The organism is Sphingomonas canadensis, from assembly GCF_026013525.1.
Classification (GTDB): Bacteria; Pseudomonadota; Alphaproteobacteria; order Sphingomonadales; family Sphingomonadaceae; genus Sphingomonas; species Sphingomonas canadensis.
This window is the reverse complement of record NZ_JAPDRA010000014.1, coordinates 36,727-58,616: the sequence shown is the minus strand read 5'-3', so window position 1 is coordinate 58,616 and position 21,890 is coordinate 36,727. Positions and strand designations below refer to the sequence as shown.

Sequence of the window (21,890 nt, the reverse complement as noted above, 5' to 3'; positions counted from 1 at the left end):
ACTATATTGAGCGTCCTTCAAGATCGATGTCTGATTTTTCCCGATGTGGTGGAGCCATAGGCCTTGAATTACTGAATAATTACGGTGACACGTGCAATAACCTCTTTACTCCCTTCGCGCCGTCGTTAGCCTCGGGCCATGGCGAGGCTCCGTCGTATCGTCCTCCCGGGCATCCCGCATCATATCACCCAGCGGGGCAACCGGCGCGAGCGGACCTTCTTCGAGGACGGCTCGCCGATATGGAAGCGCGCACCGGCCTGGCCCTCACCCCGGCAAAACGCGGGCCGAAGCCGAAGGGCAGAAATTCGGCATTATTGCACCTGTCACCGTAATTCAATTCCGAACGTACGGAGACGTAAATGAGGATTTTTCTGCTCCTTCTGACGTCGATATTCGGGTTCGCGCAGGCTGGGGATAAAGTCGTGCAGGATAGAACTAACGTATCTCTTGATCCGATTCGTATATTTGCGCCGGAATATTTTTCTAACACGCATTCTGTGCGAATATTTTTAAACAAACCGCGAGAAAAACACGACGACGATCTCGAAGAGGTCGAAGTATGTCACATTTACGACAAAGAAAGATTATCTAAATTTATTTTTATTACATCTCGTTTGTATGGGTATAAAATGCCAATTAATACTTACCGCGGACCTTGGAGGCGCTCAATTAAAACCGATGACGGTAAGGTCATATATGTATCAAATGATTGGAATGAGAAATTTCCTTACATCGTAATGAAAATTGATGACAGCCAATTTATTATAAGTTCTAGCAGCGAATCGCGAGTACATGCCTTTTTTGATTGCTCAAACAGTTTCTAACGCTGAGTTACGCAAGTCGCTCGCGCTAGTCCACGGGCGCCGGGGCGGAGGTGACACGCTGCTGGGCGATCAGTGCGTCGATGATCGCTCAGACCGGCAATTACGGTAACACGTGCAATAATCCCTTTACTCGCTTCGCGCCGTCGCTAGGCCATGGACTCATTAAACCGCAACCAGATGCGAAATTACGGTGACACGTGCAATAATCCCTTTACTCCCTTCGCGTTGTCGCTGGCCTCAGCCCATGGCCAAGCTTCGTCGCATCGTCCTCCCGGGCATCCCGCATCATATAACCCAGCGGGTAAATTCCGGGGACACTATACTCAATTGCCAGCGCCGAAAGGCAGTGAACACGGCGACGGGCGCAATAGCCTCACAGTAATCCTCGGCGGGCCGATACCTCCGCTCTACCGCGTCTCCGCGCGGGTCGGCCCTGCCGGTCAGAGTGTCCGCAGCGCCGCGATCAGGCGGTCGACCTCTTCGGCGGTGTTGTAGTGGCATAGCCCCACGCGGAGCAGGCCGCCCGCGGGTTCCAGCCCCAGCCGGGCGATGACCTCCACCGCGTAGAAATGGCCGGACCAGGCATAGATCTCGCGCGAAGCCAGATGTTCGGCGATCGCGTCAGGATGGTGGCCCTCGATCGTGAAGCTGAAGGTGGGCACGCGGCCCTCCATGGTGGGCGGCCCCCACAGCCGGAGCCCCGGGATGGTGGCGAGGCCGGCGAGCAGCCGTTCGCCCAGCACGCGCTCATAATCGGTCGCGCCGCGCATCGCGGCCTCCAGACGGGCGCGGCGGCTGTTCGCGCTGGGATCGATCTCGCCGCCCAGCCATTCGAGATATTCGATCGTGCCCAGCACGCCGCCCTGGCCCTCCCAGCTCGGCGTGCCGCTTTCGAAGCGATGCGCGCCCTCGTCATGCGCCGGGCGGACCTTGTAGGCCTCGACATGCTCGACCACCGCCTCGCGCGCCCACAGCACGCCCTGATGCGGGCCGAAGAACTTGTAGGGCGAGCAGGCGAGGAAATCGGCGCCCAGCGCGGCAACATCGGTGACCAGGTGCGGCACGGACTGGACGGCATCGACATAGACCAGCGCGTCCGAACGCGCGCGGACCAGCTTCACCGCCTCCGCCACCGGATTGACGGTGCCGAGCGCGTTGCTGGCCATGCCGAGCGCCACCAGCCGCGTGCGCGGACCGAGCAGCGCGGGCAGGTCCTCCGCGCTCCAGCGCCCCGTATCCGGATCGAAATCCAGCCAGCGCACCGTGACGCCCCGATCGCGCGCGGCGAGCAGCCAGGGGGCGACATTGGCGTCATGATCCAGCCGGGTCAGCACGATCTCGTCGCCCTGTGCCCAGGTGCGCGCCAGCGCGCGCGAGACGGCCAGCGTGAGCGAGGTCATGTTGGGGCCGAACGCGATCTCTTCGGGCCGGCCGCCGAGCAGATCGGCCATCGCGGCATGCGCATCGGCGCTGAGCGCGTCGGTCTCGATCGAGGTGCGGAAGGCGCCGCCCGAATTGGCCGTGCCGCTTTCCAGATGCGCGACCATGCGGCGGATCGCGTCCGAACAGGTCTGGGTGCCGCCCGGCGCGTCGAAGTAAACGCGGGGGAGGCCATCGGCCCCGGGCTGGCGAAGGGCGGGGAAGCGTGCGCGGACGGCGTCGATCGGAAAGCTCATGGCGGCAGCAATAGGGCCGCCGGGCCGCGCGCGGAAGGGGAGCGATGCGCGGAGGGGCGGGACCGGCGCTTGCATCGGTAAGCGTTGTCAGTATGGTTGCGGCGGAACGGGCCGCGGAGTGCCCGGAAGGCGCCGCCGCGCGCGGCCAGGGGAGGGGATGATGGACCGGAAATCGGGTACGGGCACGCTGCTGGCGTTCGCGGCGGTGACGACCTTGTTCTTCGCATGGGGCTTCATCACCTCGCTGGTCGATCCGCTGGTGGCGGCGGTGAAGGGCATCTTCACGCTCAGCAACGTGCAGGCGCAGCTCAGCACCTTCGCCTTCTTCATCGCCTATGGCGTGGCGAGCTTTCCGGCGGCGGCGCTGCTGGCGCGGGCGCGATCGATCCCGACGATCCTGATCGCGCTGGGGATGATGATCGCCGGATGCCTGGTGATGCTGGCGGCGGCGAACCTGGCGGTGTTCACGCTGGTTCTGGCGGGCCTGTTCATCCTGGCGAGCGGGATCACCATCCTGCAGGTGGCGGCGAACCCGCTGGCGGCGGCGCTGGGCAATCCCCGGTACAGCCATTTCCGGCTGACCTTCAGCCAGACGTTCAACTCGCTGGGCACCTTCATCGGCCCGCTGCTGGGGGCGCACCTGTTCCTGGCGGGAGTGGAGGTGAAGCCGGGGACGGAGATCACGCAGGCGGTGCGCGCCAACGCGCTGGCGGGGATCGATTCGGCTTATTTCTGGATCTGCGGGCTGATCGCGGCGCTGGCGCTGTTCTTCTGGCTGAGCCGCCGGGTGGTGGAGAATGCCGCGCCCGCGCCATCGGCGGAGGCGCGCGGCAGCCTGACCGCGCTGATCGCCGACGCATTCTCGTCGCGCTGGGCGCTGCTCGGCGGGCTGGCGATCTTCCTCTATGTCGGCGCGGAGGTGGCGATCGGCACCCAGATGGCGCTGTTCCTGAACGACGATGCGGTGTGGGGCCGATCCGACGCGCCGTTCGCCGTGCCGCTGCTGGGGCTGGCGATGGGCAGCGACGGCGTGGCGGGCGTATCGCTGCAGGAGGCGGGCAAGGCGGTCGCCTTTTACTGGGGCGGCGCGATGGTGGGGCGCATGGTGGGATCGCTGTTGCTGGCGTTCTTCCGTGCGACGCGCCTGCTGGCGCTGTTCACGGCGGTTGCGGCGGGCATGTGCCTCTATGCGGCGTTCGCGGGCGGGGTGGACGCCGGCTTCGTCGCGCTTTCGATCGGGCTGTTCAACTCGATCATGTTCCCGGTGATCTTCACGCTGACGCTGGAGCGATCGACCGCGAGCGCGGAGGCGACATCGGGGCTGTTGTGCTTCGCGATCATCGGCGGCGCGTTCGTCCCGCTGCTGGCAGGGCTGGTTTCGGACAATTTCGGATATCTGCTTGCGCTGATCGTCCCGGCGCTGTGCTATGCCGTGCTGTGCCTGTTCGCGATCGCCGCCGCCCGTGCGCGGGTGGTGCGCGGCGTGGACGCGGCTGCGGGTGCGGGAGGGCATTGAGGCCGGCCCGCGGCGACGGGAGGAGAGCGGGACATGCGCATGGCGAAACTGGCCGGACTGATCGTGGCGATGCTGGCACTGCCGGCGCTGGCGGCGATACCGGGCAACGGCGGGCCGTATAACGCGCGGTTCACGGCGGACGGCGGCGGGCTGGCGCGGACGCTGGAAGGAGCGGAGGAACTGGTGGCCGCGGGCGCGCGGTACGGCATTTCTGGCTGGGTCCGGCCCGACGCCAAGCCGGCCGGGATGGCGATGCTGATCGTGCTGGGCGACGAGGCGGGCAAGTGCCGCTGCCTGGCGATCCACCAGGGCTATCCGATGGTGCTGGACGGGCCGACCACGATTACCGCGCGCAAGCGGCTGGCGGCGGGCAAGTGGACGCATGTCGCGATGGTTTCGGACGGCGCGACGCTGCGGCTCTATGTCGGCGGCAAGCTGGCGGGCAGCACGCCGATCCGGTCCGGCCCGGTGCCGGCGCGGATCGCGCTGGCGCCCAGGCTGGCGGGCTTCGCGCATTTCGGCGGGGCGATCGCGGGCGCGACGGTGGACGGCGTGGCGCCGACCGAAGCGGAGGTGGCGGCGGCTGCGGCCGCGGCGCCCGATTTCGCGGCGATCACCGGCTGGCTGGGAGCGGATTCCTGACGGCGGCGGGACAGGGGACCGGCTCCTGTCCTTGCCGCCGGCTTCCCCCCCGGGGCCGGCGGCAAGGCAGGATTGGTGCGCGTGACGCATCGGAACCCGGGCGGCGCATCCGCGCGCAACACGCCGCCCGCGCCCTGAAACGGCCGGATCGGCCAGAACTTGCGTCCGATCCGTGGCGGGGAGGTGCGCGATGATGCGGACCCTGCTCGCGCTCGCCCTGTTCGTGCTGATGGCCGGCACGCCGCAGGTGGAGGCGCAGGTGCGCGTGGCCGGCGGGATGGTGGGCGGCAGCGAGGCGCCGGGGGGCGGCGCGATCCTGTTTCGCGGCATCCCCTATGCCGCGCCGCCGATCGGGCCGCTCCGCTGGCGCGCGCCGCAGCCGGTGGCGCCGTGGCAGGGCACCCGCGCCGACCAGCGCGACCCGCCCGCGTGCCTTCAGAACGACTATGGCTGGAACCGCGGCGAATGGCTGCGATCGGCGGAGGATTGCCTGACGCTCGACGTGCGCACCCCCGCGCTGCACGGGCGGCTGCCGGTGATGGTGTGGATCCATGGCGGATCGAACCGGGCGGGATCGGCGCGCGGCATGGTGCAATCGCGGATCACCGATCAGGGCGTGGTGCTGGTGGCGATCCAGTACCGGCTCGGCATCTTCGGCTTCCTGTCGCACCGGGGCGCGGCGGCGGAGGCGGGCGGGGCATCGGGCAACTATGGCCTGATGGACCAGATCGCCGCGCTCAAATGGGTGCGGGAGAACATCGCCGCGTTCGGGGGCGATCCGGACAATGTGACCATCTTTGGCGAGAGCGCGGGATCGCAGGACGTATCGCTGCTGCTCGCCGCGCCGGGCGCGCGGGGGCTGTTCCACAAGGCGATCCTGCAGAGCGGGACGCCGGGCTTCGGCATGCCCTTCCGCCCGCTGGAGGAAGCGCTGGCGGTGGGCGACCAGGCCGATCGCCTGCTCGACGGCGGCGGATCGACCGACGCGCTGCGGACGCGATCGACCACGGCGTTGCTGGAGGTGGACCGCAAGCTGGCCGACCCGGCCACGCCGGGCAATGATTTCGTATGGCTGCGCACCACCATCGACGGCGCGGTGCTGGCGAAGAGCCCGCGCGCGCTGCTGGCCGAGGCGCCGGTGCGGCCGGTGCTGATCGGATCGAACCGGGTCGAGTTCGGCCCCGGCCCGGGCGGGGTGGAGTGGGACAAGGAACTGCCGGCGAAGTTCGGGGCGGGCGCGGCGCGGGCGCGGGACCTCTATCTGGGTGCGGCCGTGGAGAAGGACCAGCGGCTGGCGCATCCGGAGATGCAGTTTTGGACCGACTGGATGTTCCGATGCCCGGCGGGGCGGCTGGCGGAACTGCTGGCGGGGCGGGGAGCGCCGGTTTGGCGTTACGAGTTCGATCTGGCGGATGGCGGCGCGTTGACCGCGCATGCGGCGGACGTCGCCTGGGTGATGAACGACAAGCGCTTCGGCGATGGCGTGTGGCTCCAGCGCTATTGGACGCGCTTCGCCGTCACCGGCGATCCCAATAGCGGCGGCCAGCCCCAATGGCCGAGGTTCGATGGCGAAAAGCGCCGCCACGTGCTTTTCGATGCGCACGGCGTGACGCTACAGTCGCGGCTGCGCGAGCCGGTTTGCACGATGCTGGAGGAGCTATGACCCTGACCCGCGCGCTGGCGCTGCTGCTGGCGCTGTTCCTGTCCGCACCCGTGCTGGCCCAGCCGGTCGATGTCCGATCGCCCGATGGGGCCAATGTCATCACCTTCCAGCTCGATTGGCAGGGCACGCCCACCTACCAGGTGGCGCGGCGCGGCGAGGCGGTGATGGCGCCGTCGCCGATCCTGATCGACCTCGATTCGGGCACGCTCGGCTATGAGTTCGCGCTCACCGGATCGGAGACCGCTTCCGCCGACACGCGCTATCCGATCGTCGCGGGGCGCGCGGCGGAGGGGCGCGACCGCTATAACCAGGTCACCGTCCATCTTCAGGAGCGCAAGGGCGCCAGGCGCAAGATGGACGTCGTGCTGCGCGCATATGACAGCGGCGTAGCCTTCCGCTCGGTGATCCCGGTCCAGCCTGCCACCTCCGCCGCGCTGGTGCGGTATGAACGGACGGGATTCTATTTTCCGTCATCGTCGAAATGCTGGGGCTTCAACGTCGGCAAGTTCGGATCGAGCAGCGAGGGGGAGTTCGATCCGGTCGACGTGCCGCGGCTGCGCGAGCATAATCTGTTCAGCCTGCCGTTCGTCTGCGAGACCGGAAAGGCGGCCTTCGCCATCGCCGAAGCGGACCTGATCGACTTCGCCGGCATGTATCTGACCGGGCGAGGCGACGGCGGGCCGGGGCTGCAGCTCAAGCTCTCCCCCTCGCTGGCCGATTTCCGCGTGGCGGTGCGCACGCGGGTGGGCAGCCCGATCGTCACGCCCTGGCGCGTGGTGATGCTGGGCGATCGCGCGGGCGACCTGATCGGATCGACGCTGATCACCGATCTGGCCAGCCCCAGCCGCATCGCCGACACGAGCTGGATCAAGCCGGGGCTGACCGCCTGGGACTGGTGGAGCGGCCTGCGCACCACCACCGCCGACGCGCGCAAGCTGATCGACTTCGCCGCCGCCAACGGCTTCCCCTATTCGATGATCGACGAGGGCTGGTACGCCGGCGCGGGCGGGGGCGGGGTGCGCCGCCCCGGCGTCGATATCGCTCGCTGGAACGACGCGATCGCGCTCGATCAGCTCGCCGGCTATGCCCGGTCGAAGGGCGTGAGGCTGTGGCTGTGGATGCACTGGGAGGCGCTGGACGAGCAGATGGAGGAGGCGTTCGCCTTCTATGAGAAGCTCGGCATCGCGGGGGTGAAGATCGACTTCATGGACCGCGACGACCAGTGGATGGTCAACTGGTACGCCAAGGTGCTGGCATCGGCGGCGCGCCACCATCTGATGGTGGATTTCCACGGCGCCTACCCCCCGCGCGGGCTGGCGCGGACCTGGCCCAACTTCATGACCCAGGAAGGCGTGATGGGCGCCGAGTACAACAAGTGGAGCCGCCGGGTGACCGCGACCCACAATGTGATGCTCGCCTATACGCGCGGGCTGATCGGGCCGATGGATTATACGCCGGGCGGCTTCCGCAACGTGGCGCCGGACAAATTCTATCCCCGTTTCGACCTGCCGTTCGTTCAGACGACGCGCGCGCACGGGCTGGCGCTGTATGTGGTGTTCGATAGCCCGCTGGCCGCGGTATCGGACACGCCCGACACCTATGCCGCCAGCTCCGCGGGGTTCGAGTTCATCAAGGCGGTGCCGACAAGTTGGGATGAGACGCGCTTCCTGGCCGGCGCCATCGGCGAATATGTCGCCGTGGCGCGGCGCAAGGGGCGTGACTGGTACATCGGCGTGCTCAACGCCGGTACGAAGCGCAAGCTGGTGTTGCCGCTCGATTTCCTGGGCGGAGGCTCGGCGGAGGCCACGCTGTGGACCGACGGCGCGGCACCGGACGCGGTGGCGAAGGGCGTGCGCACGGTGAGCGCGCGCGACAAGCTGACGCTGGAGCTGGCGCCCACGGGCGGCGCGGCCGCCATATTGCGGGGGCTGTAGCGCGGGGCTGTTCGGCGGCATCGCGCGCGCCTATCACCGCGCCATGGACGCCAGCTTCCTCCGTATCGCGCCCGGCGGCGCGCGTGCGCCCGTATCGCGCACGCTGGCGGACGAGGTGCCGGTCGCGATCGAAGTGAACGGCATCGGCTATGCGGTGATGATGGCGACGCCGGCCGACCTGGAGGATTTCGCCCACGGCTTCCTGCGCAGCGAGCGGCTGGGCGATCCGGTGGAGGTGGAGGCGCATGCGGCGGCGCGGGGCCATATCCTGCGGATCACGCTGGCCGATCCCGCGGTGGTGATCGAGCGGGTGCGGCACCGCACCACCGACAGCTCATGCGGGCTCTGCGGAATCGAGAATCTGGAGGCGGCGCTGCGTCCGCTGCCTAAGGTGACCGCGGTCACTTCTGCGGATGGCGATGCCGTGCTGCGGGCGGCGGAGAGTTTGCGCGCGCACCAGCCGATGAACGCGGTCACCGGCGCGCACCATGCCGCCGCGCTTTGCGCCGCCGATGGCACGATCCGTTTGGTGCGCGAGGATGTCGGCCGCCACAACGCCTTCGACAAGCTGATCGGCGCGATGGCGCGCGCGGGGCTGGAGTGGGACGGGGGCTTCGCGCTGCTCTCGTCGCGCTGCTCCTATGAGCTGGTGGAGAAGGCGGTGCTGGCGGGATGTCCGCTGCTCGCCGCGATCTCCGCGCCCACCGCGCTGGCGGTGGAGGCGGCGCGGGAGGCGGGGCTGGCGCTGGCGGTGCTGGTGCGGCGCGATTCGCTGTTGTGGAGCGTGGCGTGAGGATTCTGGGCGCGGTGCTGGCCGGGGGGCGGTCCAGCCGCTTCGGGTCGGACAAGGCGCTCGCCGATCTGAACGGCAGGCCGCTGATCGCGCATGCCATCGCCGCGCTGGCGCGCCAGGCGGACGGGGTGATCGTGGCGGGCCGCGAATGGGACGATTGGGTGCCCGACCGGCCGGGGCCGGACATGGGGCCGCTGGGCGGGATCAACGCCGCGATCCATGCCGCGGCGGCGCGCGGATATGCCGGCGTGCTGACCTATCCCTGCGACGCGCCGTGGCTGGAAACCGATCTCCGCGCTAAGCTCGCGAGCCAGGCCGAGGGCGCCTATGCCGCCGAGATGCCGGTGATCGGCTATTGGCCGAGCGCGCTCGCCCCGGTGCTGGACGATTGGCTGGCCACCACTGCCACGGGGCATTCGGTGCGCGCCTGGGCCGCGCATGCCGGGGTGAAGCCGGTCGAGCTGGGCGGCATGCTCCACAATGTGAACACGCCGGACAATCTCAGGGCGCTGCGCGAGATCCTTCGCGGGCGGTGACGCCGCGCAGATGCTCCGCGACCACCACGATCCCGGCCCCCGCCGTGTAGGCGAGCAGATCGGCGGGATCGAAGCCCGTGCCCAGCACCGTGCGTGCGACGGGGCTGGAGCCGAGCCCGAGCAGATGGACCAGCCCGGCAAGCTGCCCCAGCTCCACCGCGAACGCCACGCCCAGTGCCGCCAGCGCCGCGGGCACCACGCGCAACGGCGTGATCGCGCGCAGCCCGGCATAGACCAGCACCACCGCCAGCACGTCGCCAAGATAGGGGCGCACGAACCGGTCGCGCACGAACAGCGCGATCAGTACCTCCACCGCGAAGATCGCCGCCGCGGCCAGCGCATAGCCGGGGCGCAGCGGCGGCGGCCTCACTCCGGCTGCTGCCGGATCAGGTGGCAGTAATCGGGCTTGCCGGCGCTGTCGTGCAGCCGGAGGTAGAGCAGCCGGTCCTTGCCCTTCGGATCGACCCAGCGATGGTTCACCATCTCGCCCAGCAGCGTCGCCGACGGCTTACTGGCCGATCCGGCGCCATAGCGCGCGACCAGCTTCTGCTCCCATGCCACGCATTGGCCCTTGTCGCTCGCCACCAGCCGCACGAAGCCGAGCTTGCCCTTGTCCGCGTCGAAATAGAATTCGGCGCGCACGGCGACATCCCCGTCGGTGGAGGGCGCCTCGGCCAGCTTGCGTTGTCCCCATACGTCATGTTCGGTGCCCTGCCAGGCGAGCTCCTGAGCGCCCGGAACGGCGGCGAGGACCTGCTTCACCGTCATGCCCCAGGCGGTGGGCGGCCAATCCGCATGCGCCGGCACGGCGATGGCGGCCAGCGCGGCGGCGCCGGCGAGCAATGTCAGCATCTTCACGGCAATTCCCCCCTCAATTCGTCGATCCATGGGGTGGCCTCCCCATCCGAAGGTGCCCGCCAGTCCCCGCGCGGGCTCAGCGCGCCGCCGGCCGAAACCTTCGGCCCGTTCGGGATCGCCGATCGCTTGAACTGACTGATCTGAAAGAAGCGGAACAGGAAGGTTTCCAGCCACTTCGCGATCGTGGTCAGGTCATATTGGTTGCGCGCGTCCTCCGGGAAGCCGAGCGGCCAGCGGCCCGCCCCGGCATCCTTCCACGCATGCCACGCCAGGAAGGCGATCTTCGACGGCCGCAGCCCGTGGCGGATCGTGTAGTGGAGGAAGAAATCGTGGAGTTCATATGGCCCGATGCGGTCCTGCGTGCTCTGGATCTTCCCATCGGCGCCGGCGGGCACCAGTTCGGGCGAAATCTCGGTCGCCAGGATACGCTCCAGAACCGCCGCGGCTTCGCCCGTGAACTGGCCCGCGCGCACCGTCCAGCGGATCAGATACTGGATCAGCGTCTTGGGCACGCCGGTGTTGACGGCATAATGGCTCATCTGGTCGCCCACGCCATAGGTACACCAGCCGAGCGCCATTTCGGAGAGGTCGCCCGTGCCGACGACGAAGCCGTCATGCTGGTTGGCGAGGCGAAACAGATAGTCGGTGCGCAGGCCCGCCTGGACGTTCTCGAACGTCACGTCATACACCGGCTCGCCCTTGGCATAGGGATGGCCCATGTCGGCGAGCATCTGGTTGGCAGCGGGGCGGATGTCGATCTCGGCGCCCGTCGCGCCGATCGCGTCCATCAGCGCCCAGGCGTTGGCGCGCGTCTCCTCGCCGGTCGCGAAGCCGGGCATGGTATAGCCCAGTATCTCCGAGCGCGGGCGGCCCAGCCGGTCCATCGCCTTTGCCGCGACGATCAGCGCATGGGTGGAATCGAGCCCGCCGGAGATGCCGATCACCAGCCGCTTGGCCCCGGTGGCGGCGATCCGCTTGCGCAGCCCCTCCACCTGGATGTTGAACGCCTCGTAGCAATCCTCGGCCAGCCGTTCGGGCGTGTTGGGCACGAAGGGGAAGCGGCGCAGCGGGCGGACGAGGCCGACATCGGCGTAATCGGGCTGATGCGCGAAGGCGATGCGGCGGAAGCGCGTTTCCGGATGGCCCGCGGCGGCGGCGGCATCGTTGAAGGTGCCGTTGCGCATCCGCTCCTGGCGCAGCCGCTCCAGGTCCAGATCGGCGTAGATGATCTCGGTGGTCAGCTCGAAACGTTCGGAGGTGGCGAGCAGCTCGCCCAGCTCCCAGATCTCGCCCTGGCCGTCCCAGGCAAGGTCGGTGGTGCTCTCTCCGGGGCCGGAGGCGGAGTAGAGATAGGCCGAAGCCGTGCGCACCGATTGCGATGCGCAGAGCAGCGCCCGCTCGCGCGCCTTGCCCACGGTGATGTTGGAGGCGGAGAGGTTGCACAGCACCAGCGCACCCGCCAGCGCCCCCAGCGTGGAGGGCGGGGCGGGCGCCCAATAATCCTCGCAGATTTCCGCATGCACGACGAAATCGGGCAGATCGGCGGCGGCGAAGATCAGGTCGGTGCCGAAGGGGGCGGTCTGCCCGGCCACCGCGATCTCCAGCCCGGTCAGCCCCGCGCCGGGGGCGAACCAGCGCTTTTCGTAATATTCGCGATAGTTGGGCAGGAAGCTCTTCGGCACCACGCCCAGGATGCGGCCGCGATGGATCGCGACGGCGCAGTTGTAGACGCGGCCGTTGCGGCGCAACGCCGCGCCCAGCAGCAGCAACGGGCGCAGGCCGGCGCTGGCCGCGGCGATCTCCGCCAGCCCCTTTTCGGTCGCGTGGAGCAGCGCGTCCTGAAGGTGCAGGTCGTCGATCGCGTAGCTGGATAGGTTCAGCTCGGGGAACAGCAGCAGGTCCGCCGCCTCGCCGTCGCCCTGACGGGCCAGCGCGATCGCGGCGGCGGCGTTGGCAGCGGGATCGCCCGCGGTGGCCAGCGGCGTACACACGCCCGCCCGGATCATCCCGTGGCGGTGGATCGAATAAAAGGGGTGCGCCTTTGCCATCGGCCGCATTCCTAGACGCGCACGCGCACGGGGGCCAGCCCCGTGCGGGTACGACCGGCGGCCGCGCGGGCGGCGCCGGAAGCGGTCGTCAGACCTTCGCCGAGAAGATCAGGCGGCCCGGCCCGAGGCGCAGGAACACCATGTCCAGCTCGTTGGGGCCGACCGCGAAGCAGCCCTGGCTGCGGCCGAGCTTGCCATAGGTCGCCATATGTTCGGCGGTGGCATATTTGGCGCCATGCACCACAATCGCGCGATCGAGGGCGTTGTTGTTGGTCGCATCCAGGCCGATCAGCCGCTGCGACGCGCCATGCTTGCCGAAATAATAGTCGGAGGTGACGAACGCGCCCTCGCAGGTGGCGTTCGAGCCAGGATCGTTCGAGAAGCGCTGGAGCCAGCCGGTGTGCGCCGGATCCGAACCGCTGCCATGCGATACCAGCAGGCTTTCGACCTGGCCGTTGCCCATGTTGATCAGGAAGAAGCGCGGCAGCGACGACGAGACCGAGAAGTCCGCGATCGCGATGCGATCGTGCGACGCGATCGACATCGAATGCCGGTCGAGCGCGGCGACGGCGCGGCGGAACAGCTCTGGCCGGACGCCGGCGGGCGCCATTCCGGCGCGGCGCGCGACCGCCGGGGCCGGAGCCACCGGATGCGCCACCACGGCAGGAACCGGAATTGCCGGAGCAGGCTTCGGCATCTGCACCGAGGCCGTCACTCCGCGCGTGGTGCAAGCGCTTACGGCAACGCCGCCCGCCATCACCAAGGCCGACTTGATAAGCGCACGGCGCGTCTGCGCCGAGTTAAGCGTGTCCTTCACACTCCACCTTGCCCAATCTCTTCCCCGTGGAAGACGTTATAGCAGAAGCCTGCGCTTCGGCTTGTGCAACAAGTGTCCCAAATCGGACGAATCGTCGCACTTTCGCCCCGGTTCGCCGATGCGGCCGGCCAATAGCCGAACATTGCCAAGCGTTTGTCCGGTGCGCACCCCGGGAATCGCCCGCACCCGTAATATGCCGAAATATGCCTAACGGTCCGTTAACTTTCGCGTTAACCATAAGGCGTGCCGTATCGAACGGAGATGGGAATGAGGGCCGTCCGGCTCGTTATCGCGTTGCTGCTTTGCTGTTGGACCGCGCCGGTGCTGGCACAGGGCTATGCCACCAGTTCCGAACGGCTGGCGTTGCGCCCGGGCGAATTCGTGTGGTTCGGTGCCGACAGCCTGACGCCCGCCAGCGCGGGGCTGGTGGGCGAGGTGACGGTGGTGGTCAGCATCCCGGCGCAGCTCGCCTATGTCTATCGCGGCGATGTGCTGATCGGGGTCAGCACGGTTTCCACCGGCAAGCCGGGCAAAGACACGCCGACCGGCGACTTCACCATCCTGCAGAAGAAGCCGTTCCACCGTTCGAACCTCTATTCGAACGCGCCGATGCCCTGGATGCAGCGGCTGACCTGGGACGGGATCGCGCTGCACGCGGGGCGCCTGCCGGGCTATCCGGCGTCGCACGGCTGCATCCGCCTGCCCGCCGAATTCGCCAAGCAGCTCTTCCAGCTCACCCGCATGGGCGGCGGCGTATCGGTGGTGGACTGGCCGATCGACGATCCGATCCAGCGCCGCACCGCGCCGCCGACGCTTTATGCCGATCCCAGCCAGTTCGCGTCCGAACAATATAATGTCGTCACCAGCGCGGGCGGCAGCGTGGCGCCGCCCCCGGCGCTGGTGCCGGTGAGCGGCGACGGATCGCAGCCCGCGGCCACCTCTTCCTGGGTCACCGGCCCGGCCAAGGAGGTTGCGGCGAAGGATTCTCCCGCGGCGCGCTGATCGCGATTTCCTTCGCAACATTCCGCCGGTAGGGAGCGCGGCCATGGGAACCATGGGCTTCGATGACGCCGCGCGCGCGCTGGTGGAAACCGGCCGCCGCCTCGATTTCCGCGGCTGGGCGCCCGCGACGGGCGGCAATTATTCGGCGCGGCTGGACGACGGCAGCATCGCGCTGACCGTTTCCGGCCGCCACAAGGGACGGCTGACGCCCGCGGACATCATGCGCGTGGCGCTGGACGGCACGCCGCTGACCCCCGGCAAACCATCGGCGGAGACCGCGCTGCACCTGGCGATCTATCGCCTGTTCCCCGAAGCCAATGGCGTGCTGCACGGCCATTCGCCCGAGGCGGTGGGGCTGAGCCGCGCCTATCCCCAGGCGCGCGAATGGGTGTTCCGCGGGCATGAGATGCTGAAGATCTATCCGGGCATCGACACGCATGAGGCACAGGCGCGGCTGCCGATCGTCGACAACAGCCAGGACATGGCGGTGATCGAGGCCGCGGTATCGCCCGCGCTGCTGGCGCCGGGGGCGATACCGGCCTATCTTATCCGCAGCCACGGCCTCTATTCCTGGGGCGCCAGCGTGGCCGAGGCAGAGCATGTTCTGGAGGCGACCGAGTGGCTGATCGCCGCCGAACTCGCCGAGATCGGATTCAGGAACGGAGCGGCACGATGACGAGACTGCGGATCTTCGCCGAGGGCGATGGCGGCCAGCCGCTGGCAGACATCACCGATCCGGCCGCGATCGCCCAGGCGGTCGCGCCGCTGGGCGTGCGTTTCGAACAATGGCCGTCGCGCCCGATCGACGCGGCGGCGGAGCAGGAGGAGGTGCTGGCCGCCTTCGCGCCGGAGGTAGAGCGGCTGTGCGCCGCCAACGGCTATCAGTCGGTGGACGTGATCCGCATGGTGCCCGATCATCCCCAGAAGCACGAATTGCGCGCCAAGTTCCTGTCCGAGCACCGCCATTCGGAGGACGAGGTACGCTTCTTCGTCGAGGGCGAGGGGCTGTTCACGCTCCACGGCGACGACGGGCGCGTCTATGCCGTGCTGTGCGAGGAGGGCGACCTGATCTCCGTGCCCGCCGGGATGCGCCACTGGTTCGACATGGGGCCGGCGCCGCGCTTCACCGCGATCCGCCTGTTCACCAATCCGGACGGATGGGTGGCGAAGTTCACCGGTGACACCATCGCCGGCCGCTTCCCGCGCCACGAGCCGGTCGCTGCCTGACGCCGCATTCCCAGCACGGACCAAGCATGACCAGCGTGAAGGCAATCCTCCTCGATATCGAGGGCACGACGAGCAGCATCTCCTTCGTCGCGGACGAGCTGTTTCCCTATGCGGCCAGGCATTTACGCGCCTATGTTGCCGCCCATCCTGAAGAGACCGCGCCGATCCTGGCACAGGTTCCCGGCCCCGATCCCGCCGGTACGCTGCTGAGCTGGATCGCGGAGGACCGCAAGGAAACCCCGCTCAAGACGCTTCAGGGGCTGATCTGGGCGCAGGGCTATGCCGATGGCGAGCTTTCGGGCCATGTCTATCCCGACACGCCCGAGGCGATCCGGCGCTGGACCGGGCGGGGCATCCCCGTCCACATCTATTCCTCCGGATCGATCGCCGCGCAGAAGCTGATCTTCGGCCATTCGACCGCGGGCGACCTGACGCCGATGCTGTCGGGCTATTTCGACACCACCACCGGGCCGAAGCGCGAGGCGGAATCCTATACGCGCATCGCCGCCGCGCTGGGGCTGGCGCCGGGCGAGATATTGTTCGTTTCCGACGCCGCGGCCGAGATCGCGGCCGCGCGCGCGGCGGGGATGCAGGCGCTGCTGATCGACCGCGAGGGGCAGGGCGGCGACGTCCACTCGCTGGCGGAGGTGCTGCCGTGATCCTGGAGGGCGCGCACCGCCGTTCGATCGCCCGCACCGCCGACGGCGCGGGCGTGGCGATCCTGGACCAGCGGCTGCTGCCCTGGGAGGTGAAGTGGGTCGAACTGCGCGACGCCGCCACCGCCGCCGCGGCGATCCGCGAGATGTGGACGCGCGGGGCGCCGATGATCGGCGCCACCGCCGCCTATGGCCTGGCGATGGCGCTGGCGGACGATCCCTCCGACGCGGGGCTGGCGGCGGGATATGACCTGCTGGTGGCGACCCGGCCGACCGCGATCAACCTGCGATGGGCGCTCGATTCGGTGCGTGCCCATGTCGCGGACCTGGCGCCGGCGGAGCGCGCCGCCGCCGCCTTCGCCCGCGCCGACGCCATCGCCGATGAGGACGCCGCGCTGTGCCGCGCGATCGGCGAGCATGGGCTGGCGCTGTTGCGGACGCTCCACGCCCGCAACCCGCATCGCCCGCTCAACATCCTGACGCATTGCAACGCCGGATGGCTGGCGACGGTGGATTACGGCACCGCCACCGCGCCCATCTATCTCGCGCATGACGCGGGCATCCCGATCCATGTGTGGGTGGACGAGACGCGGCCGCGCAACCAGGGCGCGTTGCTCACCGCGTTCGAGCTGGCCAATCATGGCGTGCCGCACACGCTGGTGGCGGACAATGCCGGCGGGCTGCTGATGATGGAGGGGCAGGTGGACGCCGTGATCGTCGGCACCGACCGGGTGACCGCCAACGGCGATGTCTGCAACAAGATCGGCACCTATCTGAAGGCGCTGGCGGCGCACGACAACGGCGTGCCCTTCTATGTCGCGCTGCCCTACACCACTTTCGACCCCGCTACCGCGACCGGCGCCGATATCCCGATCGAGGAACGCAGCGCCGACGAGGTGAAGTGGCTGACCGGCCCCGATGCCGAGGGCATGATCCGCACCGTGCGCGTAACCGGATCGCCCGCGGCCAACCCGGCGTTCGACGTGACGCCCGCCCGGCTGGTGACCGCCTACATCACCGAGCGCGGGGTGCTGGACAAGGTTTGAGGCGCCGGCCTGCACCGTTTCTCCTTGCCGTGCGGATCAGCGCTGCTCGCCGCGCGGCTAGGCGCAAGGCGGTTTCACGGGAGGACGGCATGTCGAAGCAATGGAGGATCGCGGCCTGGAGCATCGCCGGGGCGCTGATGCTGGTGCCGCTGGCGGCGATGCGCCTTACGGACGAGGTGCGCTGGACGGTGGCGGACTTCGCGGTCTTCGCCGCGATGCTGGCGGCGGCGATCGGCGGGTTCGAGCTGTTCGCGCGGACCGGGAGCGGCGCGGCCTATCGCGCGGGCACGGCATTCGCGATCGGTGGGGCGGTGCTGCTGTTCTGGGTCAACGGCGCGGTGGGGATTATCGGATCGGAGGACGATCCCGCCAACCTGATGTTCGCGGGCGTGCTGGCGACCGGCGTGGCCGGAGCCACGCTTGCCCGGTTGCGCGCGGCGGGCATGGCACGCGCGATGGCGGCGACGGCGGTGGCGCAGATTGCCGTGGGCGCGATCGCGCTCGGCGGCGGGATGGGGGCGGGGGACCGTTCCTGGCCGGGCGACGTGATCGGCGCGACGGGGGTGTTCGCCGCGCTGTGGCTGGCCGCCGCCTGGCTGTTCGCGCATGCGGCGCGGCCCGGCACCGGGGCTGCCGGCGCCTAGCTCCGCCCTGCTCAGCCGTTGCGGCGGCGCATCCAGTCGCCCACGCGCGCGATGGCGTCGTCGAGCACCGCGTCCTGCTTGCAGAAGGCGAAGCGGACGACGTTGGTGACCGGCGCCTCGGAATAGAAGGCGGAGACCGGGATCGTCACCACGCCCGCCTCCTCGATCAGCCGGCGGCCGAAGGTCACGTCGTCCATGTCGATGCCGGAGGCGGCGAGGTCGGCGCAGAGGAAATAGGTCGCCGCGCTTGGCAGCGTCACCAGCCCGGCGGCCTCCAGCCCGGCCTTCAGCCGATCGCGGCCGTGCTGGAAACCGTGGCGGGCCTGTTGGACCCAGCCGTCCTGCGTCGCCAGCCCCTCGGCCACCGCCCATTGCAGGTTGGGAGGCGTGGTGAAGGTGAGGAACTGGTGCGCCTTGGCCAGCCCGCGCGCCAGCTCCGGCGCGGCGCACATCCAGCCGACCTTCCAGCCGGTGAGCGCGAAGATCTTGCCCGCGCTGCCGATCTTCACCGTGCGTTCGCGCATCCCCGGAAAGCCGATCAGCGGCAGATGGCGCGCGCCATCGAAGGTGACATGCTCCCACACCTCGTCGCAGATCGCGATCAGATCGTGGCTCACGCAGAAATCGGCGATCATCGCCAGCTCTTCGGCGGAAGACATGCTGCCCGCCGGATTGAGCGGGTTGTTGAGCAGCAGGATGCGCGTCCGGCCGCTCACCGCGCCCTCCAGCGCCGCGCGATCGATGCGCCAGTGCGGCGGGGCGAGCCGCACCTGCCGGGCCACGCCGCCCGCGCGCTCGATCAGCGGCACATAGGCGTCGTAGAGCGGCGCGAAGCAGATCACCTCGTCGCCCGGCTCCACCAGCGCCAGGATCGCCGCGGCCAGCGCCTCGGTCGCGCCCGAGGTGACGATCACCTCCTCGGCGGCCAGGTTCAGCCCCTGGTGGCGGGCATAGTGGTTCGCCACCTCCTGCCTGAGCTCGGTCAGGCCGGGCATCGGCGGATACTGGTTCGATTTCTCCAGAAGCGCGCGCGCCGCCGCCTGCAGCACCGGCTCCGGCCCGCGGCCGTCCGAAAAGCCCTGGCCCAGGTTGATCGCGCCCGTTTCCCGCGCGCGGGCGGACATGGCTTCGAAGATGGTGGTGCCCATGGCGGCGTATACGGGATGCATGGCGGGCCTTCTGCATCGGCGCGGGCGTTCGGGAAAGCGCGAATTGCCAGCACGCAACCCGATCGTTAGCGGCGCGTTCAGAGTTGCCGCGATAGATTGGGAGAGTCATGAACAAGCCGCCTGCAACCCCGGCACCGAAGAAGCCGCGCGCCAAGCCCGCCACGCCCCGCAGGGCACCCGCCAAGGCCGCCCCGCGCGCACCCGCCGTGAAGGAAGAAGCCAGCGAGGCCGTTGCCGTAGCCCGCGAGATGGCCGAGGCGCGCAAGCGCTGGAGCCCGAACGCCAAGCAGATCGGCGTGGGCGCCGCGATCGGCGTGGGTTCTGCCGCGGTGGTGGCCGCGCTGCTCTATTGGCGGGGCACGCGCCGCTAGTTCCGGGTGCTTCGGGCGGCCCCGGCCTGCACCAAATCTCCACACCGCCCGGATCAGGGCTGGAAGCAGACATGCGATCGATCGGGCATCGTTCCGATCAGGAGTGCCGATGTCCGCCGCAGCCCGTGTCCGCCAGCCCGTTGACCGCGTCCCCCATATGGTTGCACCCATGGCGGCGATGAACCGCCGCATCCTTGTGGTCGATGACGACCCGCATATCCGCGACCTGCTGGCCTTCGCGCTGGGCAAGGCGGGGATGACCGCGAGCCAGGCGGCGGACGGCGAGGAGGCGCTGGCCGCCATCGCGATCGATCCGCCCGACCTGATGGTGCTGGACATCAATATGCCCCGGCTGGACGGGCTGGAGCTGTGCCGCCGCCTGCGCGCGGGGGGCGGGCCGCATGCGAACCTGCCGATCCTGTTCCTGTCGTCACGCGATGACGAGGTGGACCGGATCGTGGGCATCGAGATCGGCGCCGACGATTATGTGTGCAAGCCGTTCAGCCCGCGCGAGGTGGTGGCGCGGGTGGGCGCGATCCTGAAGCGCGGCGCCCCCGCGCCCGCGGCGGAGAAGGGGAGCAAGGTGGTCCACGGCCGCCTGACGCTCGATCGCGACGGCTGGGAGGCGCGGATCGGCGGCACGCCGGTTTCGACCACCGCCACCGAGTTCCAGCTTCTGCTGATCCTGGCTTCCACGCCCTCGCGCGTATTCTCGCGCGATGCGATCATAGACCGGCTGCGCGGGCCGGGCTTCGCCGTCACCGACCGGACGATCGACAGCCATGTCCGCAACCTGCGCGCCAAATTCGCTGCGGCGGGCTGCGCCGGGCTGATCGAGACGCGCGCCGGCGTCGGCTATCGCATCGGCGGCTGCGATTGATCCGCGCCGCAAAGGAGTGGCTCAAGCGCTATTGGCCGCCGCTCAGCCTGCGCACGATCCTGTTCGGTACGCTGTTGTTCGTCGCCGCGCTGCCCGGCGTCGCGGCGCTGGGCCTGCGCGTCTATGAGAACACGCTGGTCCAGCAGACCGAGGCCGAGCTGATCGCGCAGAGCGCGGTGCTGGCCGCCGCCTATCGCAGCGCCTGGGGCGCCCCGCCCGAGCCGCGCGCGCCCGCGCCCGAGCCGCCGGAGATCGACCTACAGTCCAATCCCGTGCTGCCGCCCCAGCCGGACGGGGCTCCCGCCGCGCCGGCCGATCCGCGGGCAGTGCGCGCGGCGGCGGCGATCGCGCCGATCGTCCAGGATGCCGCCGCCGTCACGCTCTCCGCCACGCGGCTGCTCGATGCGCGCGGAGTGGTGGTCGGCGGGCGCGAGGATATGGGGCGGAGCTATGCCGGATTGCCCGAGGTGCGCCGCGCGCTGGGCGGAAGCAGCGCCACCGTGCTGCGCGAGCGCGAGGTGGAGGAGCATTACGGATCGGTAACGCTGACCGAGATGCTGAGCAGCGCGGCGGGCATCCGCGTCCACCACGTCCGCCCGGTGATCGCGGGGGGCAGGGTGATCGGCGCGGTGATGGTCTCGCGCAGCCCGCGCGGGCTGTTCCTGGGCATCTATCAGGATCGCGGCAAGATCGTGCTGGGGATCGTGCTGATCCTGCTCACGCTGCTGGTGATCGTCGGCGTGCTTTCGCGCGGCATCGCCCGGCCGATCCGCACGCTGGCCGCGGCGAGCGAGGGCGTGGCGTTGGGCCGCATCGAAATTCCCGATCCGCCCGTCACCGCCGCCAACGAGATCCGCGAGCTCTACGTCAACTTCGCCGCGATGGCCGAGCGGATCGACACCCGCCAGCGCTACCTCCAGGATTTCGCAGCCGCGGTGAGCCATGAGTTCAAGACCCCGCTCACCGGCATCCGCGGCGCGATCGAGCTGTTGCAGGAACATGGGGCGGAGATGTCGCCTGCCGAGCGCGAGCGGTTCCTGGCCAATGCCGATGCCGATGCGGAGCGCCTGTCGCGCCTCGTCCAGAGCCTGCTCGATCTGGCGCGGGCGGACATGATCGCGGTGGAGGCGGGCGCGCGTGCCGAGGCCGCCGCCGCCGCACGGCGCGTCGCGCGGCTGCTGGGCGACGACCGGCTGCGCGTGACGGTGAAGGCCCCGCCGCTCCTGCCGCCCGCGCATGTGACCGAGGATGCGCTGGAAACCGTTCTCGCCACGCTGATCGGCAACAGCCGCCAGGCCGGGGCGACGCGGGTGACGATGGCGCTGGCCGAGGAGGGCGGCGCGCTGGCGATCCGCGTCGCCGACGATGGCCCCGGCGTGCCGGAGGCGGACCGCGAGCGGATCTTTGAGCCTTTCTTCACCGGTAACCGCGAGAAGGGCGGCACCGGGCTGGGCCTGCCCATCGCGCGTTCGCTGCTGGCGGCGACCGGGGGGCGGATTGCGCTCGATCCCGTGGCGAAGGGGGCCTGTTTCCGGATCGTGCTTGCTTGCGCGCCGGTTGGCGGCTCCGCATAGTCGCGGGGCAGCCG

21 protein-coding genes are annotated in these 21,890 nt (G+C 69.3%); 15 read left to right on the top strand and 6 right to left on the bottom strand.

The genetic code is table 11. From position 1 onward, the window contains the following. Positions 1–1,264 precede the first annotated feature (1,264 nt). The gene (locus OM513_RS19715; protein WP_264946493.1) at positions 1,265–2,500 is read right to left on the bottom strand and encodes a cysteine desulfurase-like protein; all 1,236 of its coding nucleotides are present in this window, start codon (positions 2,498–2,500) and stop codon (positions 1,265–1,267) included. Between the two features lie 160 nt (positions 2,501–2,660). Between OM513_RS19715 and OM513_RS19710 the strand changes: the two genes are divergently transcribed. The 6 genes from OM513_RS19710 (at position 2,661) to mobA (ending at position 9,584) form a co-directional block, all read left to right on the top strand. Then, positions 2,661–4,016 (top strand): MFS transporter, encoded by a 1,356-nt coding sequence (locus OM513_RS19710; protein ID WP_264946492.1) that lies wholly within the window; start codon positions 2,661–2,663, stop codon positions 4,014–4,016. A 33-nt stretch (positions 4,017–4,049) separates the two neighbouring features. Next, positions 4,050–4,658 (top strand): LamG domain-containing protein, encoded by a 609-nt coding sequence (locus tag OM513_RS19705; RefSeq protein WP_264946491.1) that lies wholly within the window; start codon positions 4,050–4,052, stop codon positions 4,656–4,658. Between the two features lie 190 nt (positions 4,659–4,848). Beyond that, positions 4,849–6,321, top strand: a complete 1,473-nt coding sequence (locus OM513_RS19700; protein ID WP_264946490.1) for a carboxylesterase/lipase family protein — start codon at positions 4,849–4,851, stop codon at positions 6,319–6,321. Further along, positions 6,318–8,255 carry a glycoside hydrolase family 97 protein gene (locus OM513_RS19695; protein WP_264946489.1) on the top strand — a complete coding sequence of 646 codons (1,938 nt, stop codon included), beginning with the start codon at positions 6,318–6,320 and terminating at the stop codon, positions 8,253–8,255. Before OM513_RS19700 ends, OM513_RS19695 begins: the two co-directional genes overlap by 4 nt. 43 nt (positions 8,256–8,298) lie before the next feature. Continuing rightward, complete coding sequence (gene fdhD / locus OM513_RS19690) at positions 8,299–9,048, top strand: formate dehydrogenase accessory sulfurtransferase FdhD (protein WP_264946488.1); 750 nt, start codon at positions 8,299–8,301, stop codon at positions 9,046–9,048. Next, a complete protein-coding gene (gene mobA, locus OM513_RS19685) occupies positions 9,045–9,584 on the top strand; it encodes a molybdenum cofactor guanylyltransferase (protein ID WP_264946487.1) in 540 nt (179 codons plus the stop codon). The genes fdhD and mobA overlap by 4 nt, the downstream gene beginning before the upstream one ends. Here the strand turns inward: mobA and OM513_RS19680 are convergent. From OM513_RS19680 to OM513_RS19665, 4 genes are all read right to left on the bottom strand, one after another. After that, complete coding sequence (locus OM513_RS19680) at positions 9,550–9,954, bottom strand: ribosomal maturation YjgA family protein (protein WP_264946486.1); 405 nt, start codon at positions 9,952–9,954, stop codon at positions 9,550–9,552. The two genes, mobA and OM513_RS19680, sit on opposite strands and share 35 nt — an antisense overlap. Further along, positions 9,951–10,442 carry a hypothetical protein gene (locus OM513_RS19675; RefSeq protein ID WP_264946485.1) on the bottom strand — a complete coding sequence of 164 codons (492 nt, stop codon included), beginning with the start codon at positions 10,440–10,442 and terminating at the stop codon, positions 9,951–9,953. Before OM513_RS19675 ends, OM513_RS19680 begins: the two co-directional genes overlap by 4 nt. Next, positions 10,439–12,490 (bottom strand): NAD(+) synthase, encoded by a 2,052-nt coding sequence (locus OM513_RS19670; RefSeq protein ID WP_264946484.1) that lies wholly within the window; start codon positions 12,488–12,490, stop codon positions 10,439–10,441. The genes OM513_RS19675 and OM513_RS19670 overlap by 4 nt, the downstream gene beginning before the upstream one ends. A gap of 88 nt (positions 12,491–12,578) precedes the next feature. Continuing rightward, on the bottom strand, positions 12,579–13,307 hold the full coding sequence (locus tag OM513_RS19665; RefSeq protein ID WP_264946483.1) for a murein L,D-transpeptidase catalytic domain family protein: 729 nt from the start codon (positions 13,305–13,307) through the stop codon (positions 12,579–12,581). A 267-nt stretch (positions 13,308–13,574) separates the two neighbouring features. Between OM513_RS19665 and OM513_RS20785 the strand changes: the two genes are divergently transcribed. The 6 genes from OM513_RS20785 to OM513_RS19635 all read left to right on the top strand — a co-directional run bounded on the left by OM513_RS20785 (position 13,575) and on the right by OM513_RS19635 (position 17,882). Further along, positions 13,575–14,309, top strand: coding sequence for a L,D-transpeptidase family protein (locus OM513_RS20785; RefSeq protein ID WP_319951629.1), 735 nt, complete (start codon positions 13,575–13,577; stop codon positions 14,307–14,309). Between the two features lie 43 nt (positions 14,310–14,352). Further along, positions 14,353–14,985, top strand: a complete 633-nt coding sequence (gene mtnB, locus OM513_RS19655) for a methylthioribulose 1-phosphate dehydratase (protein WP_264946482.1) — start codon at positions 14,353–14,355, stop codon at positions 14,983–14,985. Further along, positions 14,982–15,536: a 1,2-dihydroxy-3-keto-5-methylthiopentene dioxygenase gene (locus OM513_RS19650; RefSeq protein ID WP_264946481.1), complete on the top strand. Its 555-nt coding sequence runs from the start codon at positions 14,982–14,984 to the stop codon at positions 15,534–15,536. Before mtnB ends, OM513_RS19650 begins: the two co-directional genes overlap by 4 nt. Positions 15,537–15,562: 26 nt before the next feature. Continuing rightward, positions 15,563–16,195 carry an acireductone synthase gene (gene mtnC, locus OM513_RS19645; RefSeq protein ID WP_264946480.1) on the top strand — a complete coding sequence of 211 codons (633 nt, stop codon included), beginning with the start codon at positions 15,563–15,565 and terminating at the stop codon, positions 16,193–16,195. Then, positions 16,192–17,238, top strand: a complete 1,047-nt coding sequence (gene mtnA / locus OM513_RS19640; protein WP_264946479.1) for an S-methyl-5-thioribose-1-phosphate isomerase — start codon at positions 16,192–16,194, stop codon at positions 17,236–17,238. The genes mtnC and mtnA overlap by 4 nt, the downstream gene beginning before the upstream one ends. Positions 17,239–17,327: 89 nt before the next feature. Further along, positions 17,328–17,882, top strand: a complete 555-nt coding sequence (locus OM513_RS19635; protein ID WP_264946478.1) for a hypothetical protein — start codon at positions 17,328–17,330, stop codon at positions 17,880–17,882. An 11-nt stretch (positions 17,883–17,893) separates the two neighbouring features. Here OM513_RS19635 and OM513_RS19630 read toward each other — a convergent pair whose 3' ends face one another. Then, positions 17,894–19,051, bottom strand: coding sequence for an aminotransferase (locus OM513_RS19630; protein ID WP_264946477.1), 1,158 nt, complete (start codon positions 19,049–19,051; stop codon positions 17,894–17,896). 107 nt (positions 19,052–19,158) lie between these two features. On the opposite strand from OM513_RS19630, the gene OM513_RS19625 reads away from it, so the two are divergent. From OM513_RS19625 to OM513_RS19615, 3 genes are all read left to right on the top strand, one after another. Beyond that, entirely contained in the window at positions 19,159–19,422 is a 264-nt protein-coding gene (locus OM513_RS19625) for a hypothetical protein (protein ID WP_264946476.1), read from the top strand. A 109-nt stretch (positions 19,423–19,531) separates the two neighbouring features. Then, a complete protein-coding gene (locus OM513_RS19620) occupies positions 19,532–20,302 on the top strand; it encodes a response regulator transcription factor (protein WP_264946475.1) in 771 nt (256 codons plus the stop codon). Then, positions 20,299–21,876 carry a sensor histidine kinase gene (locus OM513_RS19615; protein WP_264946474.1) on the top strand — a complete coding sequence of 526 codons (1,578 nt, stop codon included), beginning with the start codon at positions 20,299–20,301 and terminating at the stop codon, positions 21,874–21,876. Before OM513_RS19620 ends, OM513_RS19615 begins: the two co-directional genes overlap by 4 nt. Positions 21,877–21,890 lie beyond the last annotated feature (14 nt).

Excerpts from the sequence above, each read along its gene's own strand:
- OM513_RS19715 (WP_264946493.1), bottom strand. The coding sequence starts at position 2,500 with ATGAGCTTTCCGATCGACGCCGTCCGCGCACGCTTCCCCGCCCTTCGC.
- OM513_RS19710 (WP_264946492.1), top strand. The coding sequence starts at position 2,661 with ATGGACCGGAAATCGGGTACGGGCACGCTGCTGGCGTTCGCGGCGGTG.
- OM513_RS19705 (WP_264946491.1), top strand. The coding sequence starts at position 4,050 with ATGCGCATGGCGAAACTGGCCGGACTGATCGTGGCGATGCTGGCACTG.
- OM513_RS19700 (WP_264946490.1), top strand. The coding sequence starts at position 4,849 with ATGATGCGGACCCTGCTCGCGCTCGCCCTGTTCGTGCTGATGGCCGGC.
- OM513_RS19695 (WP_264946489.1), top strand. The coding sequence starts at position 6,318 with ATGACCCTGACCCGCGCGCTGGCGCTGCTGCTGGCGCTGTTCCTGTCC.
- fdhD (WP_264946488.1), top strand. The coding sequence starts at position 8,299 with ATGGACGCCAGCTTCCTCCGTATCGCGCCCGGCGGCGCGCGTGCGCCC.
- OM513_RS19670 (WP_264946484.1), bottom strand. The coding sequence starts at position 12,490 with ATGGCAAAGGCGCACCCCTTTTATTCGATCCACCGCCACGGGATGATC.
- OM513_RS20785 (WP_319951629.1), top strand. The coding sequence starts at position 13,575 with ATGAGGGCCGTCCGGCTCGTTATCGCGTTGCTGCTTTGCTGTTGGACC.
- mtnB (WP_264946482.1), top strand. The coding sequence starts at position 14,353 with ATGGGAACCATGGGCTTCGATGACGCCGCGCGCGCGCTGGTGGAAACC.
- OM513_RS19650 (WP_264946481.1), top strand. The coding sequence starts at position 14,982 with ATGACGAGACTGCGGATCTTCGCCGAGGGCGATGGCGGCCAGCCGCTG.
- mtnC (WP_264946480.1), top strand. The coding sequence starts at position 15,563 with ATGACCAGCGTGAAGGCAATCCTCCTCGATATCGAGGGCACGACGAGC.
- OM513_RS19635 (WP_264946478.1), top strand. The coding sequence starts at position 17,328 with ATGTCGAAGCAATGGAGGATCGCGGCCTGGAGCATCGCCGGGGCGCTG.
- OM513_RS19630 (WP_264946477.1), bottom strand. The coding sequence starts at position 19,051 with ATGCATCCCGTATACGCCGCCATGGGCACCACCATCTTCGAAGCCATG.
- OM513_RS19625 (WP_264946476.1), top strand. The coding sequence starts at position 19,159 with ATGAACAAGCCGCCTGCAACCCCGGCACCGAAGAAGCCGCGCGCCAAG.
- OM513_RS19620 (WP_264946475.1), top strand. The coding sequence starts at position 19,532 with ATGTCCGCCGCAGCCCGTGTCCGCCAGCCCGTTGACCGCGTCCCCCAT.